Below are 21197 nucleotides of genomic sequence, written 5' to 3' on the forward strand. Positions count from 1 at the left end.
GCCGGACGGTAAGCTGATGACGGTCGGACGTCAAGCGGATTGGAAGGAAGTCGGCTGGTGAGGGAGACCACAGGAGGCACACGGCAGCGCATCCAGGCCGTCGCCTTGGAACTCTTCACCGAGCAGGGCTACGAGAAGACGTCACTGCGGGAGATCGCCGAGCGGCTCGGCGTCACGAAGGCGGCGCTCTACTACCACTTCAAGAGCAAGGACGAGATCGTCACCAGCTTCGTCGACGACCGGCTGCGCCGGATGGACGAGCTGATCGCCTGGGCCGCCGACCAGCCACCCACCCTGGCGACCCGCCGCGCCCTGCTCGGGCGGTACGCCGACAGCATGTTCGCCGGCGACCTGCCCCAGGTGATGCGCTTCTTCGAGCAGAACCAGACGGTGCTCAAGAGCCTGGTCGCCGGCCAGCAGATGCGGGACCGGATGATGCGGCTGGCCCACGAGCTGTGCCGGGGTGACGACTCGCCGGCCGCCCAGCTGCGCGCCACGCTGACGCTGTTCGCGGTGCACACCAGCTGGTTCGCGGTCCGCGCGCCCGGCATCACCGACGACGAGCGGAAGCGGATCGCGCTCGAGGTGGCCGACGAGCTGCTCGCCAAGATCGGCGAGACCGGCCAGGGCTGAGCCGGTTCAGCCCGCCGCGGTCAGGTCCAGTCGCAGACCGAGCAGGTCGATGCCGGGCAGCGGCGACCAGTCCTTCTCCGGCAGCCGGACGAACCCGAGCCGCTCGTAGAGGCGGTGCGCGTTCGCCGCCATCCCGGCGCGTACGCAGATCACCACCGCCGTGCATCCCAGCTCGGTCGCGCGCGTCACGCACGCGGCCGCGAGCGCGGCGCCGGCGCCCCGGCCCTGCGCGGCCGGATCCACCGCGAGCATCCGGAACTCCGCCTCGCCCGGGCCGGCGAGTTCGGCGTACGGGGTGCCGGGCAGCACGAACGTCACCGCGCCGAGCACCTGGCCGGTGGTGTCGTCGACGGCCACCAGCACCTCGCCGGTCTGGGCGCGGGTGGCCACGTCGGCGAGCACCGGCGCGTACCCGCTCTCGTCCTTGAGCTGGCCGTCCGCCTCGTACGCGGCCACAGTCAGCCGCGCCACGGCCGGGAAGTCCGCCGGCTCGGCGCGGCGCACCAGCAGGGCGGTCAACCGATCTCCGCGATCAGGTCGCCGTCCTGCACCACGTCTCCCTCGTTGACGGCGAGGCGCTGCACCACGCCGTCGGACTCGGCGACCACCGGGATCTCCATCTTCATCGACTCCAGGATGACGAGCGTGTCGCCCTCGGACACGGTGTCGCCGGCCGACACCACGACCTTCCAGACGTTCGCCACCATCTCGGCGCGGATCTCCTCGGCCATCTTCCGGCCCTCCCTCTCCCCGACGACTCCCCGACAGTCCTGCGAACGGTATCCAATCATGACGCCGGTCACGCCGGGCCGCGCACCACCGGGCACGCGATGCGCCCCACCGCGCTCCGGCGGGCTGCGTCGGCACTAGCATCGTGCGGGTCGGCCACCGGCGAGCCGGGGAGCCACACCGCGACCTCCGCCGCGGCCAGCCGCGGACGGAACCGTGACCAGCACAAGGAGGCAGAGCATGGCGAAGAAGGCCCGCAAGAAGAAGGCCCGGAAGAAGAGCAGCGCCAACCACGGCAAGCGCCCCAACTCCTGATCATCGGGAACAGCGCGGCACCTGCCGGAAACGCGTGACGGCCCGGGTCCGATCATTCGGACCCGGGCCGTTCCGTCGCTTGTTCAGTCGGCCAGTTCGCGGGACTCGGTGGTCTCGAAGACCACCAGCTCGGTCAGCCGCAGACGCAGCCGCTCACGCAGCTTCTCCGGCGCCGAGTCGTTGCCGCAGCACCGGGCCACGAGCGCCTTGACCTCCTGCTCGATGCCGTACTCGCGCAGGCACGGCCCGCACTCGTCCAGGTGGTGCCGGATCAGCAGCCGGCGCTCCTCGCCGCACTCCAGGTCGAGGTAGAGGTAGACCTCGGCGAGCACCTCGCGGCAGTCCGTCTCGTGCGGTTGTCCACAGCTCACGGTCACACCTCCCGGCTGGCGGCGGCGGTCGAACCCTTCTTCGACGAGGCGGCGCTGAAACCGCGCTCCGCCGCGTACTGCTCGAGCAGCTTCCGCAGATTACGTCGGCCACGGTGCAGACGGGACATCACGGTGCCGATCGGCGTGCCCATGATGTCGGCGACCTCCTTGTAGGAGAAGCCCTCGACGTCGGTCAGGTAGACGGCCAGGCGGAACTCCTCCGGCAACTGCTGGAGGGCCTCCTTGACGTCGCTGTCCGGGAGCCGGTCGAGCGCCTCCGTCTCGGCCGAGCGCAGGCCGCTGGAGGTGTGCGACTCGGCCTCGGCGAGCTGCCAGTCGGTGATCTCCTCGGTCGGCGCCTGAATGGGCTGCCGCTGCCGCTTACGGTAGGTGTTGATGTAGGTGTTGGTCAGGATCCGGTAGAGCCAGGCCTTCAGGTTCGTGCCCTGCTCGAACTGGTGGAAGGCGGCGTACGCCTTCAGGTACGTCTCCTGAACCAGGTCCTCCGCGTCGGCCGGGTTGCGGGTCATCCGCAGACCGGCGGCGTAGAGCTGGTCGACGAAGGGCATAGCGTCCCGCTCGAAGCGGGCCCTGCGCTCGTCCGTCTTCTCGGTGGTCAACCGCACATCCCCTCGCGTCGGATGCTTTCCCGCTGAGGATACGCGTACCCACTTTCCGGCAGATTCACTTCCGGAGTCTGTGCCGGTGCTCACGACCGACGCCGCGGGCCACTCCGGCGCGTCGAGCAGCCGCCTGAGCTGCCGCTCGTCCCGTTCGTCCCGTTCCCGGCTCCGTGTCTGTATCGGCACCGGTCACCCCCCTCGCGCTGGCACTGTCGTCGTCCACAGGGAGGTAACGCGAGGTACGGGGTGCGGCATTCCACCGGTCCCACCCGATCCTGGCCCCGGCGGCGGCCGCGACCGCCGCTGGGACCAGGAAGGGCCTGGGAGGGTGGCCCCGGCGCACCCGAACCGGGCGGCCGGCACCAACCGGTGCAACGACCCGCCGCGGGCGACGGTCACGGCGCGCGCCGCCGCTCAGGACAACCATCCGTGTACGCGCAGCCAGTCCCGGACCACGGCGGCCGTGCCGGCCGGGTCGCCCCGCAGGTCGTGCCGCTGTCCCGGCCGGACCACCACCTCGATCCCCGGGCCGGGTTCGGGCACGCCGAACGGGTCCCGGTCGCCGTTGACCACGAGCGTGGGCAGCCCGGTGAGCAGTTCCGCGGCCCGGGAGCGTTCCGGCCGGCCCGGCGGGTGCAGCGGGAACGCCAGCGCGACGACTCCGGCCGCCCCGACGGCGGCGGCGGTGCGGCAGGCCACCCGGGCGCCGCTGGACCGGCCGCCGACCACCCAGTCGCGCACCTGCGGGGCGCGCTGGCGAAGCTCGGCCAGCACCGCCGTCCACGCCTCGTCGAGGTGCCCGGCGGGAGCGGGCGCGCGCCGCCCGGCGACCCGGTACGGCTGGGTCACCAGGGCCACCCCGGCCCCGGCGTCGCGCACCGCGTCCCGGACCGCCGTGAGGTCCGGCGCGTCCACGTCGCCGCCTGCCCCGTGGCCCAGCACCAGCACTGTCGAGCCGTCTGCGGGCGGGTGGAAGCGGAACCGCGCCCGTCCCCGGGGTGTGTCGATCTCGTCGTCGTGCCGCACCGGCCCATTCTGCGCGTGCCGGTCGGCCGGCGGCGCCGGGACGGGCCGAACCGGTCGTCGCCCGTGGCCCGCGGACGGGCCACGGGCGACGAGGGATCAGCTCAGCGGCACCAGGGTGAGCAGGCGGTCACGCACCGGCGGGCCGGCGTCGTCGATCGCGTCCGGATCGGGCTGGACCTCGCTGCGCCAGGCCACGAGCATGGCTCGGCGCTCGCGCGGCGTGGTGCCGCCCCAGACGCCGTGGCAGTCGCCCACCTCCAGCGCCCAGGCCAGGCAGGAGCCCTGGACGTCGCACGTGCGGCAGAGCGCCACCGCCGCGTCGGCCGGCTCGTTCGGCGCCGGGAAGAACGTCTCCGGATCGACGTTCTGACAGGTGCCTCTGGTGCGCCACGCCTCGTCCTGGCGTCGTTCGTGCAGAGCCCGCAGCAGTCGTGGGTCGCGCCGTGCCGCGGCGACCTCGTGCGGGCGGGGCATGCGTGCCCGTGTCAATACACCCACCTCCCCCGTGGGACCGGCAGAGATCTTTCAGCAAGATCGATGGGTGTCGTCGCCCCGTGCGAACCAACGCCCATCACCGGCGCTGTGTTCTATCGCATTCGCATACGTAAGGACAAGAGTCTTCAATGAAACTGACTGAACGTCCGGGCGACTTTTCCGGCGCAACCCCGGCAAACGGGGCGCGTCGATGTGGCGGAGCGTGATCAGAACAGGGTCGGCCCGGAGACCGCCTCCACGCCCTCCGGAGACACCCGCGCGATCAGCTCGGGACCGTCGTTGCGGACGTCGCCGACCGCCCGGGAGACCGGGCGGATCTCCAGCCCGGCGAGCAGGCCGGCGTCGGGCGGCGCGAGCAATCCGGCCGGGTCGTCGGCGGGGCCGAGCCAATCCGCCCAGCGATCCGGCGCCAGCAGCAGCGGCATCCGGTCGTGCACCTCGGCCAGCTCGCCGACCGCAGCGGTGGTGAGCACGCTGAACGTGAGCCGGGCCACCCCGGCCGACTCCCACACCGACCAGATGCCGGCGAAGGCGAGCACCGAGCCGTCCCGGGGCGTCATGAAGTAGGGCTGCCGCCCGCCACCGGCGAGCCGGACCCACTCGTACCACCCGTCGGCCGGCACCAGGCACCGGCGCCGGGCGAACGACGGCGCGTACGCCCGGCTGGTCGCGACCGTCTCGGCCCGCGCGTTGATCATGCGGGCGGCGCCGGCGGCGCTGTGGGACCACCCCGGCAACAGCCCCCAGCGGCCCAGGGAGAGCAGCCGGTGCCCCTCCGGAGCGAGCCGGACCAGCGGCACCGGATCGGTCGGGGCGACGTTGAAGTCCGGCGCCACCCCGCCGGTCTCGTCAGCCGAGGAGAACAGCGCGCTCAGGTCACCGGCGCTCCGGGTCGTGGCGTACCTCCCGCACATGGCGCCCACGCTAGCCCCATCCGGACGTTTCGGCTGTCCCGCCCAACGGGAGCAGCGGCCACGGACGGTTCCACCGGGCCGGGAACTTGGCAGAATGTGACCGTGGGGAATCCGATCGCTACCCGTCAGCCGCAACCGTGGACCGCGCCGACCGCCAGCGACCCGGTCGCCGCGACACTGCGCCTGCCCGGCTCCAAGTCGATGACCGCCCGGGCCCTGGTGCTCGGCGCGCTGGCCAGCGGGCCGTCGACACTGGCCCGGCCGCTGCGCGCCCGGGACACCGAGCTGATGGCCGGCGGCCTGCGCGAGCTGGGCGCGCACATGTCCATCTCCGACGACGACCGCTGGCTGGTCCGCCCGCATCCGCTCGCCGGGCCGGCGCACGTCGACGTCGGCCTGGCCGGCACGGTGATGCGCTTCCTGCCGCCGGTGGCGGGGCTGGCCGCCGGCCGGGTCACGTTCGACGGCGACCCGCACGCCCGCACCCGCCCGCTCGGCCCGCTGATCGGCGCGCTGCGGGCGCTCGGCGTCCGCATCGACGCCCCGCCGACGGGCAGCCTGCCGCTCGTCGTGCTCGGCGCCGGGCAGGTGACCGGCGGCGACGTGGTCATCGACGCCTCCGCGTCCAGCCAGCTCGTCTCCGGGCTGCTGCTGGCCGCGCCCCGGTTCGACCGGGGCGTGGTGGTCCGGCACCAGGGTCCCCCGGTCCCGTCCGCGCCGCACCTGCGGATGACGGTGCAGATGCTGCGCGCCGCCGGCGCCGCGGTGGACGACACCACGCCGGACGTCTGGGCCGTCGAGCCGGGCCCGCTGTCCGGGCGGGGCTGGGAGATCGAACCCGACCTCTCCGGCGCCGCGCCGTTCTTCGCCGCCGCGCTGGTCACCGGCGGCGAGGTGACGTTGCAGGACTGGCCGCGCAGCAGCCTCCAGCCGGTCGAGCGGCTGCGGGAGCTGCTGCACCGGATGGGCGGCGAGGTGACGCTCGGCACCGACGGCCTGACCGTGCGGGGCACCGGCACGGTACGCGGGCTGGACGCCGACCTCTCCGACGTCGGCGAGCTGACCCCGGTGCTGACCGCGCTCACGCTACTGGCCGACGGCCCGTCCCGGCTCACCGGCATCGGCCACATCCGGGGCCACGAGACCGACCGGGTCACCGCACTCGCCAAGGAGTTCACCGCGCTCGGCGCGGACATCACCGAGACCCCCGACGGGCTGGACATCCGGCCCCGCCCGCTGCGCGGCGGGACGTTCCGCACGTACGCCGACCACCGGATGGCGCACGCGGCGGCGGTGGCCGGGCTGGCCGTCCCCGGCATCGAGGTCGACGACGTGGCGTGCACCTCCAAGACCATGCCGGAGTTCCCGGCACTATGGTCGGGGATGGTGACCGGCAAGAACTGACAGCGGGGGGACGTCCTGGCGACGAAGCGGCGCGAGTACGACGAGGACGACGTCCGGGTCCGACCGGGCCGGTCGTCGCGGCCGCGTACGCGCACCCGCCCTCGGCACGCCGACGCCGTCGACGGGTTCGTCATCGCCGTCGACCGGGGCCGCTACACCTGCGTGCTGCCCGGGGCCGGGCCGGATGCCCCGCTCGTCACCGCCATGCGCGCCCGCGAGCTGGGACGCAAGTCGGTGGTGGTGGGTGACCGGGTGGGTCTGGTCGGGGACACCTCCGGCGCGCCGGGCGCGCTGGCCCGGATCGTGCGCATCGCCGAACGGACCTCGGTGCTGCGGCGTACCGCGGACGACGACGAGACCACCGCCGAGGGGCGGCTGGAACGGGTGGTGGTGGCGAACGCCGACCAGTTGGTGATCGTCAGCGCGCTCGCCGACCCGCCGCCGCGTACCGGGTTCATCGACCGCTGCCTGGTGGCCGCGTACGACGCCGACATCGAGCCGCTGCTCTGCCTCACCAAGGCCGACCTGGGCGGCCCGGAGGCGGTGCTCGGCTACTACACCGAGCTGGAGCTGCCGTACGTGCTGATCCGCCCGGACTCCGACCTGGCCGCGCTGCGCGCGCTGCTCGCCGGCCGGGTCTCGGTGATGGTGGGCCACTCCGGCGTGGGCAAGTCGACGCTCGTCAACCGCCTCGTCCCGGACGCCGCACGCGCGGTGGGCACGGTCAGCGCGATCGGCCGGGGCCGGCACACCTCGACCAGCGCGGTGGCGTTGCGGCTGCCCGCCGAGCCCGGCGCCGACGGCGACACCGGCTGGATCGTCGACACCCCGGGGGTACGCAGCTTCGGGCTGGCCCACGTGTCCGCCGAGAGCCTGCTGCACGGCTTCCCGGACCTCGTCGAGGCGACGGTGGACTGCCCGGCCAACTGCCCGCACACCGCCGACGAGGCGGACTGCGCGCTGGACGCCTGGGTGGCCGCCGGGAAGGCGGACGCGCGCCGGCTCGCCTCGTACCGGCGGTTGCTGGCCTCCCGCAGCGGCGAGGGCGACCCGCGCGAGCCGGAGCGCAACCCCGGCGATCCGCTCGCCGGGTCCTGACCGGCGTCGCCGGCCGGGCCCACGGCGCCGGGCCTCGCCGGTACGCTGACCCACCATGATCGATCCCCGGCCGACCCCACGGCCTCTGCCCGCCGAGCGGGTGCTGGAGCTGGCCGCGCCGATGCTCACCGAGGTGGGTGGCGAGTGGCGGATGACCGACGGGCCGATGCTGCGGTCGGGATCGCTGGGCGTCCGGGTCCTTCCACCGGACAGCGACGACTACCGCCACCTGGACCTGGAACTCCTGCTGAACGCGGACCGGCCGGACGTGCCGACGATCGTCGACTGCACGCTCGGCCTGGCGGCCGACCCGGTCGAGGCGGCCCGTCAGGCGATCGGGGCGTGGATCGAGACCTGCCTGGTGACGGTCCTGGAGATGATCGAGCAGCGAGGGCGACTGGCGAGCCACTTCAGGTCGGGCGACAAGGGCGGGTTCGCCGGCTGGCATGCGATCGTCGGCGGCGTGACCGGATGGTCCGCCGACGGATCGCAGCACAAGCAGGAGTGGTTCGCCGAGGCGATGCCGTGGTCGACCCTGGCGCCGGTGATCGCGGCCGGGCTGGACCGTCCACATCTCAACGGCGTTCGCATGCTGGTCGGCCAGGGTGGCGACGTCACCGAGTGCGAGGTGCGGATCAACGGCCGGCGGCACGAGCCGTCCGCCGCCGCGCTCGCCGCTCTGGACTGGCCGCGCACCGACCGTTCCGGCCTGGCACGCACCTTCGTCCTCCTGGTCGGCCCCGACTGAGGCGGTGACAGCGCTCGGGTGACGCCCCGACGACCGACGGTCGTGGTCACGCCACTAGCGTGTCCGTCATGACCGGGTACGCCGACGATCTCGCCCTCGCCCACCTGCTCGCCGACGCCGCGGACGCGGTCTCCTCGGCCCGGTTCCGCGCGCTGGACCTGCGCGTCGAGTCGAAGCCGGACCTGACCCCGGTCTCCGACGCGGACACCGCCGTGGAGCGGGAGATCCGAGCGCTGCTGGCCACCCACCGTCCCGGCGACGGCCTGCTCGGCGAGGAGTACGGCGAGCAGCCGCCGGCCGGTCCGGACGGGCGGCGCTGGGTGATCGACCCGATCGACGGCACGAAGAACTTCGTCCGGGGCGTACCGGTCTGGGCCACCCTGATCGCGCTGCTGGAGCACGACCGGCCGGTGCTCGGCCTGGTCTCCGCCCCGGCGCTGGGCCGCCGCTGGTGGGGCGCGCTCGGCGCGGGCGCGTTCGCCGGCGCCGGACCGGCGGACGGCACGCCGATCCGGGTCTCCGGCGTCACCGCGCTCGGCGACGCGAGCATCTGCTACTCGTCGCTGACCGGGTGGGAGCAGGCCGGCCGGCTGGACGCGATCCTCCAGCTCATGCGGGACACCTGGCGCAGCCGCGCGTACGGCGACTTCTACGGTTACATGCTGCTGGCCGAGGGCGCGCTGGACGTGATGGTGGAGCCGGAGCTGTCGCTGTGGGACATCGCCGCGCTGGTGCCGATCGTCACCGAGGCGGGTGGCGTGATCACGGATCTGGCCGGCCGGCCGGCCCCGGCGGGCGCGGACTCCGCCGACATCAGCGCCGTGGCCAGCAACGGCGCGCTGCACGACGACATCCTGGCCCGGCTCGGCCGTCCAGCCGAGCGCTGAACCGGGAAGAGCCTCTATCCTCGCCAGGTGGTTTCCTCCGGTTGGTGCTTCCTGGCAGCGATGATCGTCGCGTACGGCTTCGCCAACCTTCTCCAGTCGGTCGCCGCGGCGCGGACAACCGTGCACCACACGTTCGACCCGGGACTGCTGCTGCGCCTGGCCGGGCACCGGACGTACCTGATCGGCCTGACCTGCCAGGTGGTCGGCTTCGTGCTGGCGTTCCTGGCCCGCCGCGACCTGCCGCTGTTCCTGGTGCAGGCGAGCGTGGCGGCCGGGCTCGGGGTGACCGCCGTACTCGGCGTGCTGGTGCTCAAGTGGCGGTTGCCGGCCGCCGAGGTGGTGCTGCTGGTGCTGCTGTTCGCCGGCATCACCGCGCTGGTGCTGTCGGCCCAGCCGGCGCCGTCGCGGCAGCTCGGCACCGCCGGGCTGGTCGGCCTGGCGGTGGCGGTGTTCGCGATCGCCGGGTCCGGGTTCTTCGCCGCCCGGCTGCACGGCGCGCTCGGGTCGGTGGTGCTCGGCTCGCTGGCCGGGATGGCGTTCTCCGCCGCCGCGGTGGCGGCGCGCCCGCTCGCCTCGGCCGGATCGGTGGAGGCGTTCGTCCGCGACCCGCTGCTCTACCTGCTGATCGTGCACTCGGTCATCGGCCAGCTGCTGCTCGGCCTGGCCATGCAGCGCGGGTCGACCACGGCGGCGGTGGCCGCGATGGACGCCGCCGGGGCGGTGCCCGCGGCGATCGTCGGCCTGCTGCTGCTCAACGACAAGATCTGGCCCGGCCGGGAGTGGCTGGCCGGTCTGGGCTTCCTGGTCACGCTCGCGGCGGTGGTCGGCCTGACCCGGTACGCCGAACCGCAGCACCACCACGCCAGCGCCCGCCAGAAGGCGATAGTGGGCGCCGGGATGGTGCCGGTTCAGGCCGCCTCGACCGGTCCCCGTTCCGAGACGGCCACCTCGACCGGCGGCGTCACCTCGACCGGCGTCGGCTCGATCGGCGTGGCCGGGCGGCGACGCCCGATCACCCGCTCGTAGAGACGTTCCAGCGCGGCGGCGGTACGTTCCCACGTGTAGCTGCACCGGACCCGGTCCACCGCGGCGTGCCCGTACGCGAACCGCCCGGCGTTGTCCGACAGCAGCCGGCGCAGCGTGACCCCGAGCGTGCGTACGTCACCGGGCGGCACCAGCTTGCCGGTCACCTCGTCCACCACCGCGTCGGCGATGCCGCCCATGGCGTAACCGACCACCGGCACGCCGCAGGCCATCGCCTCCAGCGACACCCGCCCGGCCGACGCGTAGTGCGGCGTGCAGGCCACCACGTCGGCGGAGCGGTACCAGGTCGCCATCTGGTCGTGCGGCACCGCGCCGACCAGCTTCACCTGCTCCGCCACGCCGGCCCGCTCGGCCAGCTCCCGCAGCCGGCGCGCCTCGGCGTGCCCGTCCAGCCGCTCGGCCGGCGGGCCACCGGCGATCACCAGCTCCGCGTCGCCGACCAGCCGCATCGCCCGGATCAGGTCGTCCTGCCCGTGTCCGGGGGCGAGCCCGCCGACGGAGAGGATCCGGGCCCGCTGGTCGCGGGGCGCCGCCTCGCCGTCCGGATGGAACTGGCCGGTGTCCACCCCGGTCGGCACCATCGCCACCGACGTGCGCTGCAGGCCCATCCGGGTCAGCTCGTCCACCTCGTCGTTGCACTGGGCCACCGCCACGTCCACCGCCCGGGTCAGCGCCCGTTCCAGCGGGATGCGCTCGCCCGGGCCGCCGTACCGGGGCCCGAGGTGCCGCAGCTGCTCGACGCCGAGCGAGTGGAACGTCTGCACCACCGGGATGTCCGTGGCGCGTACCGCGTGGGCGGCGGCCAGCCCGCCGACCCAGTAGTGGCCGTGCACCACGTCGGGGGTCCAGTCACCGGCCCACTGCCCGGCCAGCCAGCGGCCGTACTCGGCGACGAAGGGCACCAGCTCGGCGGTGGAGAGCACGTCGGGCGGGCCGACCGGCACACGTTCCACCCGGTAGCCGTCGAGTTCGGTCAGGGCGGGCTGGGCGGCGGCGGCACGGCGCTCGTACACGCGGACGTCGTGGCCCCGGGCGGCGAGTTCCGCCGCCACGCGCGCAATGTGCTCCTGCGTCCCGACGGTGGGACCGTCGGTGGACGAGCCGGCGTGCGCGCATACAAGGCCGACGCGCATGGTGCACCTCCATGCGTTTCTCGCGTAGCGGGGTCTCCGGTCAGAGCGTCCCATTAACCCAGGTCCGGCGCGCCCAAACCTGGCAGATCGGGGTCACCGGGCCACCGCTGTCCCGCGAGCGGGACGGCCGACCGAACCCGATCACCGTCGAAATCGGTCGGCATGACCGGGCGGCCCGGGGGTACCGCCGGAGAATGCCGCTAACCCGCAGCCTCTCCGACGCCACGGTCGTCATCACCGGCGCCTCCAGCGGGATCGGCGCGGCGACCGCGTACGCGCTGGCCCAGCGGGGCGCCGACGTGGTGCTCGCCGCCCGGACCGGGTCGGCGCTGCGCCGGGTGGCGGCGAGCTGCCGGGAACTGGGCGGACGGGCCCTGGTGGTGCCCACCGACGTGACCGACCCGGAGGCGGTGGAGCAGCTCGCGGCGCGGGCGGTGGCCGAGTTCGGCCGGATCGACGCCTGGGTCAACAACGCGGCGGTCGGCACCGTGGGACTGTTCGACGAGATCCCGGTGGCCGAGTTCCGCCGGGTGGTGGACGTGAACCTGCTGGGGGCCGTGTACGGGACACGCGCGGCGCTGCCCTGGCTGACCGCCGCCGGTGGCGGGGTGCTGGTCAACAACGCCTCGGTGCTGGCCGAGGTGGCGATGCCGTACCAGTCGGCGTACAACGCTACGAAGCACGCGATCCGCGGCCTGGCCGACACGGTCCGGCAGGAGCTGCGGGTGACCGGGCGGGGCAACATCTCGATCTGCACGGTGCTGCCGGCCACCATCGACACGCCGTTCTTCCGGCACGCGGCCAACCACACCGGCCGGGAACTGACCCCGCCACCGCCGGTGTACCCGCCGGAGATGGTCGCCGAGACGATCGTGAAGCTGCTGCGCCGGCCCCGGCGGGAGGCGTACGCGGGCGGCGCGGCCCGGCTGATCGGGCTCCAGTGGCGGCTCGCCCCGGCGCTGGCCGAGCGGGTGATGGGCTGGTACACCGCGCGCACCCAGTTCGGGCCCGGCGTACGCGCCGACTCCACCGGCGCCGTCTTCACCCCCGGCGCGGCGGCGGAGCGGACCGACGGCTGGTCCGGGCGGCGGGGTCAGTTGCTGCGGCTCACCGCGGCCGTCGGTCTGGCGGCCGGCACCGCTGTCGGCACGGCGGCGGCGATCAGCCGCCGGTCCCGGACGGGCCGGCCGTGAGTCCCGCCGACCGGACCGGTGCGCGGGCGGCGGCCGAGGTGCACAATGGGGCGATCATGCCGACGGATGCGCGTTGCCTGGTGGAGACCGACGATTCCTCCGCGAGAGTCCGGCTGACCGGCGTGCTCGACCGGGCCGAGGTGGAGGCCGTGCGGGACGCGCTGCTGGCCCGGCTGTGGCAGCGCCCCGGCCTGCTGCTCGTGGACCTGTCCGGGGTGCGTATCGCCGACCCGCTGGCCCGCGACGCGCTGGACGAGGTCTGCCGGGCGGTGTCCGACTGGCCGGCCAGCGAGATGCTGCTCGACCCGGAAGCCACGCCGCCGGACCCGCCGCCGGACCCGCTCGGCGTCGAACTGCCCCCGGTGGTCGAGGCCGCGCGCGAGGCACGGTCGCTGGTCTCCGCCGGGTGCCTCCGGTGGGGCCTGCCGGAGCTGGTCGAACCGGCCTGCATCGCGGTCACCGAGATGGTCAACAACGTGGTGGCGCACGCGCTGACCCCGATGACGCTCCGGCTGGCGCCGCGCGGCAACGCGCTGCACGTGGCCGTCCGCGACCACTCGGCCGGGCAGCCCGCGTACGCGGGTCCGGCGGCGGCGGACGCGCTGGGCGGGCGCGGGCTGCTGCTCATCGACACGGTGGCCCGGCGCTGGGGCAGCACTCCGCTGCCCGACGGCAAGGTGGTGTGGTGCGTGCTGTACGTCGAGGACGAGGCGGCGGTCCGCAACTGAGGTGCCCTTTCGCCCTGTTGCTCCCGATCCACCCGGCCGGTCGCGGTTAGGGCGGGGAGCGCAGTGGGTAGTTCCCGAGCATGCGCGACGACGAGTACCCCACCCCCGTGTCCGATCCCGAGGCGGCGGGCCTGCCCGACACCGCCGACGACGACTCCACCGCCAACGACGACGTGCTGACCGGGCGCGAGGCGGACGGCCCCGAGCCGGCCCAGCTCCCCGGCGACCGCACGCCGGTCGCGGTGGACGAGTTCGGCACCACGGCGGAGGAGCAGCTCGACGGCGAGTCGCTGGACTACAAGCTCCAGCGCGAGCAGTACGAGCGTCCCGCCGACGACCCGCTGGCCGGCCCGGTCGACCCGGACATCGCCGCCGAGGCGGACAGCGAGGAGGCCGCCGCGCAGGCCCAGCTCGACGCCGACGTGATCGACCCGGGCCCGGTATCCGACCCGGACTCCCCCGTCTCCGTGTACGACCACGGTCAGCTCGGCACCGTCGCCGACCACCAGGTGGGCCGGCTGGTCGAGCCGGACGAGGGCGCGCACACCGACCAGGAGACCGACAACGTCGCCTACGACGCGGGCGCGGCCGGTGGCGGGGCCAGCGCGGAGGAGCTGGCGGTGCACGAGACCCGCCCGCCGGACGCCCGCTAGCTAGCCGTCCAGGCCCCGCTCGATGGCGTACCGGGTCAGCTCGACCCGGTTGTGCAACTGGAGCTTGCCCAGGGTGTTCTGCACGTGGTTCTGCACGGTCCGGTGGGACAGGCCCAGCCGGTCGGCGATCTGCTTGTAGGACAGCCCCTTGGCGACCAGGCGCAGCACCTCGGTCTCCCGCTCGGTGAGCCGGGGTGCGTCGTCGTCCGGGGCGGGCGGCGCCGCGGCCAGCCGCCGGTACTCCCCCAGCACCAGCCCGGCCAGGCCCGGCGTGAACACCGGCTCGCCGGCCGCCGTGCGGCGCACCGCGTCCAGGAACTCCGCCGGGGCGGCCGACTTGACCAGATAGCCGGTGGCGCCGGCCTTGACCGCGTCCAGCACGCCCTGCGGCTCGCCGCTGGCCGAGAGCATCAGCACCCGCACCTCGGGCAACGCCGCGCGCAGCCCCCGGATCACCTCGACGCCGGAGATGTCCGGCAGCTGGAGGTCGAGCACGACCAGGTCGGGGCGGGCCGCCGCGGCCACCCGTACCGCCTGCCGCCCCTCGCCGCTGGTCGCCACCACCTGGTGACCCGCCTCGGTGAGGTCGCGGGCCACGCCCTCGCGCCACATCGGGTGGTCGTCGACCACCATCACCCGGATGCTCACCCGCGGCTCCTCGGCACGATCAGCTCGATCTCGGTGCCGGCGCCCGGCGCGGACGCGATCCGCACCTCGCCGCCCAGGTCGGCCACCCGGCCCCGGATGGACTGCGCCACCCCGAGCCGCCCCTGCGCGGCGGCCTCCGCCAGCCGCCCGTCCGGGATGCCCGGCCCCTCGTCGCGTACCGAGACGGTCACCGTCTCCTCCTCGTCCTCGATCAGCACCCAGGCCCGCCCACCGGCGTGCCGGGCCACGTTGTCCAGCGCCGCGCCGACCGCCGCGCCCAGCTCACCGGCGGTCCGCGCGGGCAACGGCACCGGGGTGGCGGGCGCGGACACCACGACGGTGGCCGAGGCGTACCTGTCGATCAGGTCGCGCAGGTCCTGCTCGGCCCCGGCCGGGTCCGGCGGCGCGCCCGCCCGGCCGATGAGCGCCCGCAGCGCGGCCTCCTGCTCGCCGGCCAGCCGGGCCAGCTCGGCCGCCTCGCCGTCCAGGTCCGCGCCGCGCCGCCGGACCAGCGCGAGCACCTGGAGCACGGAGTCGTGGATGTCGCGGGCCAGCCGCTCCCGTTCCCGGGTCGCCGCCTCCAGTTCCACCGCCCGCTGCAACCGCTCCTCCGCCTGCACCGCCAGCCGCGCCACGTGCCCGACCACCACACCTGCGAGCAACATCAGGATCGCCCCGGTCAGCGCGGACGGGCTGATCCGGTCCCGGGTGGCGAGGTCGGCGCCGCCGAGCACCAGCGCGGCCACCGCGCCGCGCCGCCGCCCGCCGGAGACCGCCCAGGCGAGCACCGGCCCGGCCAGCCAGGCGGCGGTCAGCATCGGCACGCCGGCGGCGAGCGCCGCACGCCCGACCACCCAGGGCGTGACCAGGATGATCGCCAGCACCACGCCGAGGTCGGCCAGCAGCAGCGGCCAGCGCCGCCCGGCCGGGCGGCCGTAGCCGGCCGCCGTCACGCCGCTCCAGGCCAGCATCGCCAGCAGGACGCCGCCCGCGGCGACCGGGTGCGCGTAGCGGTCCGCGTCGCGCAGCACGACCAGCCCGACGTACGCGAGCGCGGCGAACCGGAACACCGCGATGGAGCGCCAGAACGGGCCCTCGAGGCCGGAGGACGACGGCATGTGCGTCACCCTGTCACAGCCGGTCGAGGGGACCCCGGCCGGTGCGGCCCGAGAAACCCTGACGTACGGTTGAAATGCCGCGAAAGTCGTCGAGAGCCATCGTCGGGACGGGGTCATGACAGACGCAGAACTCCCCGCACCGCGTACGGTTGTGCCCATCGAACCTTCCCTCCTTCTCGCCACGGCCTTCGGTCAGGCGCAGGTGACCGAGCTGCGGCACTCGGTGACCTCCTGCGCGCAGGACTCCGGCCTGTCCGGTCAACGGCTGGACGACTTCGTGCTGGCGGTCAACGAGCTGATCACCAACGCGGTGCGGCACGGCGGCGGGCAGGGCTGGTTGCGACTCTGGCAGCGCGACGGCGAGCTGGTCTGCCAGGTCGCCGACCACGGGCCCGGGATCAGCGAGCGGCGGCTGCGCGACCGTGACCGGCCGGCGCCGGACACCGCCGGCGGCTGGGGCCTCTGGCTGGCCCGGGAGCTGAGCGACACGATGGAGGTGGAGACCGGCGACGCCGGCACCGTCGTCCGGATCACCGCCGCGCTCGCCACCGTCAGGCGAACAGGGCGCTGACCGACTCCCCGTTGTGGATCCGCCGCATCGCCTCGGCCAGAGCCGGCGCCACCGACAGCACCTCCAGCTTCGGCACCCGCTTCTCCGCCGGGATCGGCACGGTGTTGGTGCAGACGATCTCCAGTACGCCCTCCTGCGCGCTGAGCCGCTCCAGCGCCCCGCTGGAGAACAGGCCGTGCGTACAGGCCAGCCGGATCGAACGGACCCGCCGCTCGCGCAGGTGCGAGATCAGCTCGATCACGGTGCTGCCCTTGGCGATCTCGTCGTCCAGCACGATCACGTCCCGGTCCGTCACGTCGCCGATGATCGTGCTGATCTGCACCCGGTCGTCGCTGAAGCGCTGCTTCGCGCCGGCCGCCACCGGCGTACCCAGCATCCGGGCGAACGCGGCGGCCTCCTTGGCGTTGCCCAGGTCCGGCGAGACCACCACCGCGTTGCCCAGGTCGTGCCCCTTGAAGTGGGCGGCCAGCTCCCGCAGCGCGTGCAGGTGGTCCACCGGGACGCTGAAGAAGCCGTGCACCTGCGGCGAGTGCAGCGTCATGGCCAGCACCCGGTGCGCGCCGGCGGAGGTGAGCAGGTCGGCGACGAGCCGGCCGCCGATGGAGATGCGCGGCGCGTCCTTCTTGTCCGACCGGGCGTACGCGTAGTGCGGCAGCACCACTGTGATCCGGGCGGCCGACGCGCCCCGGGCCGCGTCGATCATGAGCAGCAGCTCGACCAGGTGCTCCTGCACCGGCGGCACCAGCGGCTGGATGAGGAAGACGTCGCGCTCCCGGCAGTTCGCCTGCAACTGCACCTCCAGGCAGTCGTTGGCGAACCGGGACACCCGCACCGGATGCAACGGGACGTGGAGGTGGGCGCAGATCTCGGCGGCGAGGACCGGATGGGCCGACCCGCTGAACACGGCAATGTCACGCACGTCTGATGATCGTACGGGCCGCCGGGAGGAGACGGTGGACACTCGCGGCGGGTACGGTGCTGCCGTGACCGCAGAGTTCGTCGCCGCCATCGACCAGGGCACCACGTCGTCGCGCTGCATCGTCTTCGACCGGGCCGGCGAGATCGTCGCCGTGGCCCAGCGCGAGCACCGGCAGATCTTCCCCCGGCCGGGCTGGGTGGAACACGACGCCGAGGAGATCTGGACGAACGTCGAGCACGTGGTCCGCGAGGCGCTGGCCAGCGCCGACATCGGCACCGAGTCGCTGGCCGCGGTGGGCATCACGAACCAGCGGGAGACCACTGTGGTGTGGGACCGGGAGACCGGCCGCCCGGTGGCGAACGCGATCGTCTGGCAGGACACCCGCACCGGCCCGCTGCTGCGGGAGCTGACCGAGACGTACGACCAGGAGCGGCTGCGGGCCCGCACCGGCCTGACCCCGGCCACCTACTTCGCCGGGCCGAAGCTGCGCTGGCTGCTCGACCACGTCGACGGGCTGCGCGAGCGGGCCGAGCGCGGCGAGGTGCTGTTCGGCACCATGGACGGCTGGCTGATCTGGAAGCTGACCGGCCGGCACGTCACCGACGTGACGAACGCCAGCCGCACCATGCTGATGGACCTGGAGACGCTCGACTGGGACCCGGAGCTGCTCGACGCGCTGCGCGTCCCGGCCGCCGTGCTGCCCGAGATCCGCAGCTCGGCCGAGGTGTACGGCACCGCCCAGGGGGTGCTGGCCGGGGTGCCGGTGGCGAGCGCGCTCGGCGACCAGCAGGCCGCGTTGTTCGGGCAGACCTGCTTCCAGCCCGGCGAGGCCAAGTGCACCTACGGCACCGGCAGCTTCCTGCTGCTCAACACCGGGGCCAGCCCGGTGCCGTCGCGGCACGGCCTGCTCACCACCGTGGCGTACCGGATCGAGGGCCAGCCCGCCGTGTACGCGCTGGAGGGCGCCATCGCGGTCACCGGCTCGCTGGTGCAGTGGCTGCGCGACAACCTCGGCCTGATCTCCACCGCCCCGCAGGTCGAGGAGCTGGCCCGCACCGTCGACGACAACGGCGGCTGCTACGTGGTGCCGGCCTTCTCCGGCCTGTTCGCCCCGCACTGGCGCAGCGACGCCCGGGGCGTGATCGCCGGGCTGACCGGCTACATCACCAAGGGGCACCTGGCCCGCGCGGTGCTGGAGGCGTCAGCGTTCCAGACCCGCGAGGTGGTCGACGCGATGAACGCCGACTCCGACGTGGCGCTGCGCCGGCTGCGGGTCGACGGCGGGATGACCGGCAACGAGCTGCTCATGCAGTTCCTCGCCGATGTGCTGGCCGTGCCGGTCGTACGGTCCCGGATCACCGAGACGACGTGCCTCGGCGCCGCGTACGCCGCCGGCCTGGCCGTCGGGTTCTGGCCGGACCTGGCCACGCTGCGCGAGAAGTGGCGTTCGGACGCGCAGTGGGAGTCGACGATGGACCCGGCGCACCGGGAGCGTGAGCTGCGCCAGTGGCACAAGGCGGTCCAGCGCACGCTCGACTGGGCCGAGTGAGCGTCAGTCCCAGCGGTTGCCGGTGAGCTTCTCGTACACCTCGACGTAGCGGGCCCGGGTCGCCTCGATCACCTCGGCCGGCACCTCCGGCGCGGGCGGCTGCTTGTCCCAGCCGCTGGACGTGGCCCAGTCCCGCACGTACTGCTTGTCGTAGGAGAACTGGGCGCGGCCCGGCTGGTACGACTCGGCCGGCCAGAACCGGGACGAGTCGGAGGTGAGCACCTCGTCGCCGAGAACCAGCGTGCCGTCCGCCGCCCAGCCCAGCTCCAGCTTCGTGTCCGCGATCAGGATGCCCCGCTCGGCGGCGATCTCCGCGCCGCGCCGGTAGACGTCGATGGTGATCTGCCGCAGCCGCTCCGCGACCTCCGGGCCGACCTTATCGACCACCTGCTCGTACGTGATCGGCTCGTCGTGCTCGCCCTTCGGCGCCTTCGTCGACGGCGTGAAGATCGGCTCGGGCAGGATCGACGCCTCGACCAGGCCGCGCGGCAGCGGCACCCCGGAGACCGAGCCGGTGCGCTGGTACTCGGCGAAGCCGCCGCCGGTCAGGTAGCCCCGGGCCACGCACTCGACCGGCACCATGTCCAGCCGGCGGCAGCGGATCGCCCGGCCGGCGAACTCCGCCGGCACGTCCGTCGCCGAGATCACGTGGTTCGGCACCAGGTCGGACAGCTGCTCGAACCACCACAGCGACAGCGCGGTGAGCAGGCGGCCCTTGTCCGGGATCGGGGTCGGCAGCACCACGTCGTAGATGGAGACGCGGTCGGTGGCGACCAGGATCAGGTCCTCGCCGTCGGCGTAGACGTCCCGGACCTTGCCCGAATGCAGAAGTTCCACGGCGCTAGTACACCATGACCGGCGAGGGCCGCCCGGCGCGCCCACCGGAGGTCCCGCCCGGCGTTGACACCCCGCCGTAGGGGCCGGTGAAATGATCCGTCCACCGACGTTCGGAGAGAGATCCGTGCCCGCTGCGCAGTCCGTACCCCGTCCCGGCCTGGACCGGCGACGGCTTCTCGGCGCGCTCGCCGGGCTGCCGCTGCTCGGCGGCGGGCTGCCGGCACTGGCCGGGTGCAGCCCGGAGGAGGCGGCCGTCGACGACGGCCCGGTCGAGCTGTCGGTGTTCTGGTGGGGCGGCGACCGGCGGGCGGCGGCCACCGAGCAGGCGCTGCGCCTGTACTCGCAGCAGAACCCCCGGGTCAGCTTCCGGGTCACCTGGCAGGGGTTGAGCGGCTACTACGACCGGCTGGCCACCCAGGCCACCGGCGGCAACCCGCCGGACCTGTTCCAGATCGACGACACGCTGCTCGCCGAGTACGCCGGCCGGGACATCCTGCTCGACCTCAGCCCGTACGCCACCGACGGGCGGATCGACCTGCGCGAGGTGCCGGCGCAGCTGGCCCGCTACGGCCAGGTGGACGAGCGGACCGTGGGCGTGGCGGCCGCGCAGACCAGCGCGGCGCTGGTGTTCAACCGCGCGCTGCTGCGCCGGCTGGGCCAGCCCGAGCCGCGCACCGGGATGCCCTGGAAGGAGTACGTCGCCTGGGCCGCCCGCGTGACCCGCGCCTCCGGCAACCGGGTGGCTGGCACCATGGACGCCTCCGGCGACTACCGGGCGCTCTGGCTGTGGCTGCGCGGCCAGGGCAGCGAGATGTACCGGGGGCGGCAGCTCGGTTTCAGCTCGGCCGAGCTGCTCGACTGGTTCGAGTTCTGGGAGGTGGCCCGCTTCGGCCGGGCCACCCCGAGCGCCGCGCTGGTCGAGCAGGCGGACAGCGGCGAGCTGGCCCGCCAGCTCGTGGTCACCGGGCACACCGCGGCCTCGTTCGCCTGGTCGCACCAGTTGCCGGAGCTGCAACGCCTGACCGACGACGAGCTGGCGGCGGTGGCCTTTCCGGGCACGCCCGCCGCCCAGTGGCCCCGGGCGTCGATGTACTGGGCCGGCTTCCAGGGCACCCGCCACCCGGAGGTGGTGGCGAACGTGATCGACTTCCTGACCACGAACGTGGCGGCCGGCCGGCTCCTCGGCGTGGAGCGCGGCCTCAACGCCAGCAAGCAGGTGCGCTCGTTCGTCGCCGGCGAGCTGACCGACCGGTCCGAGAAGCGCATGGCCGCGCTCGGCGCCGAACTGGACGGGCTGGCCGGTCCGTCACCCGCGCCGCCGCCCAAGGGACACGCCAAGGTCCGCACCCTGCTGATCGACGCGGCCGAGAGCATCCGCGGCAAGCGCTCCGGCGCCCGCACCGCCACCTCGCGCTTCATGGCCCAGGCCAACGCCGCCCTGGCGAGCTGACCCGCCCGCCGCGCCCGACCGACCGCCCTGCCCGGTGATCATGAGGTTGGCGGCGACAAATCGGACGCGGCGCACCGCCAACTTCATGATCAGCCGGGGCGGGCGGGCCCG

General features: G+C 74.1%; 25 protein-coding genes. 13 read left to right on the plus strand and 12 right to left on the minus strand.

From position 1 onward, the window contains the following. The first annotated feature begins 57 nt into the window (after positions 1–57). Positions 58–633 carry a TetR/AcrR family transcriptional regulator gene (locus A4R25_RS21645; RefSeq protein WP_064447884.1) on the plus strand — a complete coding sequence of 192 codons (576 nt, stop codon included), beginning with the start codon at positions 58–60 and terminating at the stop codon, positions 631–633. 6 nt (positions 634–639) lie between these two features. Here A4R25_RS21645 and A4R25_RS21650 read toward each other — a convergent pair whose 3' ends face one another. Together A4R25_RS21650 and A4R25_RS21655 are read right to left on the minus strand one after the other, a co-directional pair. Next, a complete protein-coding gene (locus tag A4R25_RS21650; protein ID WP_064447885.1) occupies positions 640–1152 on the minus strand; it encodes a GNAT family N-acetyltransferase in 513 nt (170 codons plus the stop codon). Continuing rightward, positions 1149–1364 carry a biotin/lipoyl-binding carrier protein gene (locus A4R25_RS21655; protein WP_043328500.1) on the minus strand — a complete coding sequence of 72 codons (216 nt, stop codon included), beginning with the start codon at positions 1362–1364 and terminating at the stop codon, positions 1149–1151. The genes A4R25_RS21650 and A4R25_RS21655 overlap by 4 nt, the downstream gene beginning before the upstream one ends. Before the next feature lie 238 nt (positions 1365–1602). Between A4R25_RS21655 and A4R25_RS32245 the strand changes: the two genes are divergently transcribed. Continuing rightward, on the plus strand, positions 1603–1677 hold the full coding sequence (locus A4R25_RS32245; protein WP_369752275.1) for a 50S ribosomal protein bL37: 75 nt from the start codon (positions 1603–1605) through the stop codon (positions 1675–1677). 83 nt (positions 1678–1760) lie between these two features. On the opposite strand, the gene rsrA is transcribed toward A4R25_RS32245, so the two are convergent. From rsrA to A4R25_RS21680, 5 genes are all read right to left on the minus strand, one after another. Then, entirely contained in the window at positions 1761–2048 is a 288-nt protein-coding gene (gene rsrA, locus A4R25_RS21660; protein WP_043330951.1) for a mycothiol system anti-sigma-R factor, read from the minus strand. A gap of 2 nt (positions 2049–2050) precedes the next feature. Further along, positions 2051–2857 carry a sigma-70 family RNA polymerase sigma factor gene (locus A4R25_RS21665; protein ID WP_043328498.1) on the minus strand — a complete coding sequence of 269 codons (807 nt, stop codon included), beginning with the start codon at positions 2855–2857 and terminating at the stop codon, positions 2051–2053. 228 nt (positions 2858–3085) lie between these two features. Beyond that, positions 3086–3697: an alpha/beta family hydrolase gene (locus tag A4R25_RS21670; protein WP_064447886.1), complete on the minus strand. Its 612-nt coding sequence runs from the start codon at positions 3695–3697 to the stop codon at positions 3086–3088. A gap of 96 nt (positions 3698–3793) precedes the next feature. Continuing rightward, positions 3794–4186 carry a WhiB family transcriptional regulator gene (locus A4R25_RS21675; RefSeq protein ID WP_030503699.1) on the minus strand — a complete coding sequence of 131 codons (393 nt, stop codon included), beginning with the start codon at positions 4184–4186 and terminating at the stop codon, positions 3794–3796. Between the two features lie 212 nt (positions 4187–4398). Then, positions 4399–5106, minus strand: coding sequence for an SOS response-associated peptidase (locus A4R25_RS21680; protein WP_064447887.1), 708 nt, complete (start codon positions 5104–5106; stop codon positions 4399–4401). Positions 5107–5208: 102 nt separating this feature from the next. On the opposite strand from A4R25_RS21680, the gene aroA reads away from it, so the two are divergent. From aroA to A4R25_RS30750, 5 genes are all read left to right on the plus strand, one after another. Further along, positions 5209–6510 carry a 3-phosphoshikimate 1-carboxyvinyltransferase gene (aroA, locus tag A4R25_RS21685; RefSeq protein ID WP_064447938.1) on the plus strand — a complete coding sequence of 434 codons (1302 nt, stop codon included), beginning with the start codon at positions 5209–5211 and terminating at the stop codon, positions 6508–6510. A gap of 204 nt (positions 6511–6714) precedes the next feature. Continuing rightward, complete coding sequence (gene rsgA / locus A4R25_RS21690) at positions 6715–7608, plus strand: ribosome small subunit-dependent GTPase A (RefSeq protein WP_231915597.1); 894 nt, start codon at positions 6715–6717, stop codon at positions 7606–7608. A gap of 55 nt (positions 7609–7663) precedes the next feature. Then, the gene (locus A4R25_RS21695; protein ID WP_064447889.1) at positions 7664–8356 is read left to right on the plus strand and encodes a DUF6348 family protein; all 693 of its coding nucleotides are present in this window, start codon (positions 7664–7666) and stop codon (positions 8354–8356) included. 68 nt (positions 8357–8424) lie between these two features. After that, positions 8425–9243 (plus strand): histidinol-phosphatase, encoded by an 819-nt coding sequence (gene hisN, locus A4R25_RS21700; protein ID WP_064447890.1) that lies wholly within the window; start codon positions 8425–8427, stop codon positions 9241–9243. 60 nt (positions 9244–9303) lie between these two features. Further along, positions 9304–10269, plus strand: coding sequence for a hypothetical protein (locus A4R25_RS30750; RefSeq protein WP_176722743.1), 966 nt, complete (start codon positions 9304–9306; stop codon positions 10267–10269). On the opposite strand, the gene A4R25_RS21705 is transcribed toward A4R25_RS30750, so the two are convergent. After that, positions 10152–11420 carry a glycosyltransferase gene (locus A4R25_RS21705; protein ID WP_064447891.1) on the minus strand — a complete coding sequence of 423 codons (1269 nt, stop codon included), beginning with the start codon at positions 11418–11420 and terminating at the stop codon, positions 10152–10154. The two genes, A4R25_RS30750 and A4R25_RS21705, sit on opposite strands and share 118 nt — an antisense overlap. 194 nt (positions 11421–11614) lie before the next feature. Between A4R25_RS21705 and A4R25_RS21710 the strand changes: the two genes are divergently transcribed. The 3 genes from A4R25_RS21710 (at position 11615) to A4R25_RS21720 (ending at position 13994) form a co-directional block, all read left to right on the plus strand. Then, positions 11615–12613: an SDR family oxidoreductase gene (locus A4R25_RS21710; protein WP_043328486.1), complete on the plus strand. Its 999-nt coding sequence runs from the start codon at positions 11615–11617 to the stop codon at positions 12611–12613. 80 nt (positions 12614–12693) lie between these two features. Beyond that, positions 12694–13341: an ATP-binding protein gene (locus A4R25_RS21715; protein WP_231915598.1), complete on the plus strand. Its 648-nt coding sequence runs from the start codon at positions 12694–12696 to the stop codon at positions 13339–13341. A gap of 80 nt (positions 13342–13421) precedes the next feature. Next, entirely contained in the window at positions 13422–13994 is a 573-nt protein-coding gene (locus A4R25_RS21720) for a DUF5709 domain-containing protein (RefSeq protein WP_043328485.1), read from the plus strand. Here A4R25_RS21720 and A4R25_RS21725 read toward each other — a convergent pair whose 3' ends face one another. Further along, positions 13995–14627, minus strand: coding sequence for a response regulator transcription factor (locus tag A4R25_RS21725; RefSeq protein WP_176722742.1), 633 nt, complete (start codon positions 14625–14627; stop codon positions 13995–13997). Positions 14628–14638: 11 nt separating this feature from the next. Next, positions 14639–15760 (minus strand): MacS family sensor histidine kinase, encoded by a 1122-nt coding sequence (gene macS, locus A4R25_RS21730; RefSeq protein WP_064447892.1) that lies wholly within the window; start codon positions 15758–15760, stop codon positions 14639–14641. Between the two features lie 115 nt (positions 15761–15875). Between macS and A4R25_RS21735 the strand changes: the two genes are divergently transcribed. After that, positions 15876–16331, plus strand: a complete 456-nt coding sequence (locus A4R25_RS21735; RefSeq protein ID WP_043328481.1) for an ATP-binding protein — start codon at positions 15876–15878, stop codon at positions 16329–16331. Here A4R25_RS21735 and A4R25_RS21740 read toward each other — a convergent pair. Beyond that, positions 16312–17250 carry a ribose-phosphate pyrophosphokinase gene (locus A4R25_RS21740; protein WP_064447893.1) on the minus strand — a complete coding sequence of 313 codons (939 nt, stop codon included), beginning with the start codon at positions 17248–17250 and terminating at the stop codon, positions 16312–16314. The genes A4R25_RS21735 and A4R25_RS21740 overlap by 20 nt on opposite strands. A 64-nt stretch (positions 17251–17314) precedes the next feature. Here A4R25_RS21740 and glpK point away from each other — a divergent pair, with 64 nt between their 5' ends. Continuing rightward, complete coding sequence (gene glpK / locus A4R25_RS21745) at positions 17315–18799, plus strand: glycerol kinase GlpK (protein WP_197494944.1); 1485 nt, start codon at positions 17315–17317, stop codon at positions 18797–18799. Between the two features lie 3 nt (positions 18800–18802). On the opposite strand, the gene A4R25_RS21750 is transcribed toward glpK, so the two are convergent. Beyond that, the gene (locus tag A4R25_RS21750) at positions 18803–19636 is read right to left on the minus strand and encodes a phosphoribosylaminoimidazolesuccinocarboxamide synthase (RefSeq protein WP_043328477.1); all 834 of its coding nucleotides are present in this window, start codon (positions 19634–19636) and stop codon (positions 18803–18805) included. A gap of 124 nt (positions 19637–19760) precedes the next feature. On the opposite strand from A4R25_RS21750, the gene A4R25_RS21755 reads away from it, so the two are divergent. Beyond that, a complete protein-coding gene (locus A4R25_RS21755; protein ID WP_043328476.1) occupies positions 19761–21086 on the plus strand; it encodes an ABC transporter substrate-binding protein in 1326 nt (441 codons plus the stop codon). Positions 21087–21197 lie beyond the last annotated feature (111 nt).

The organism is Micromonospora sp. NBRC 110037 (assembly GCF_001652995.1).
GTDB classification, from domain to species: Bacteria; Actinomycetota; Actinomycetes; order Mycobacteriales; family Micromonosporaceae; genus Micromonospora; species Micromonospora chalcea.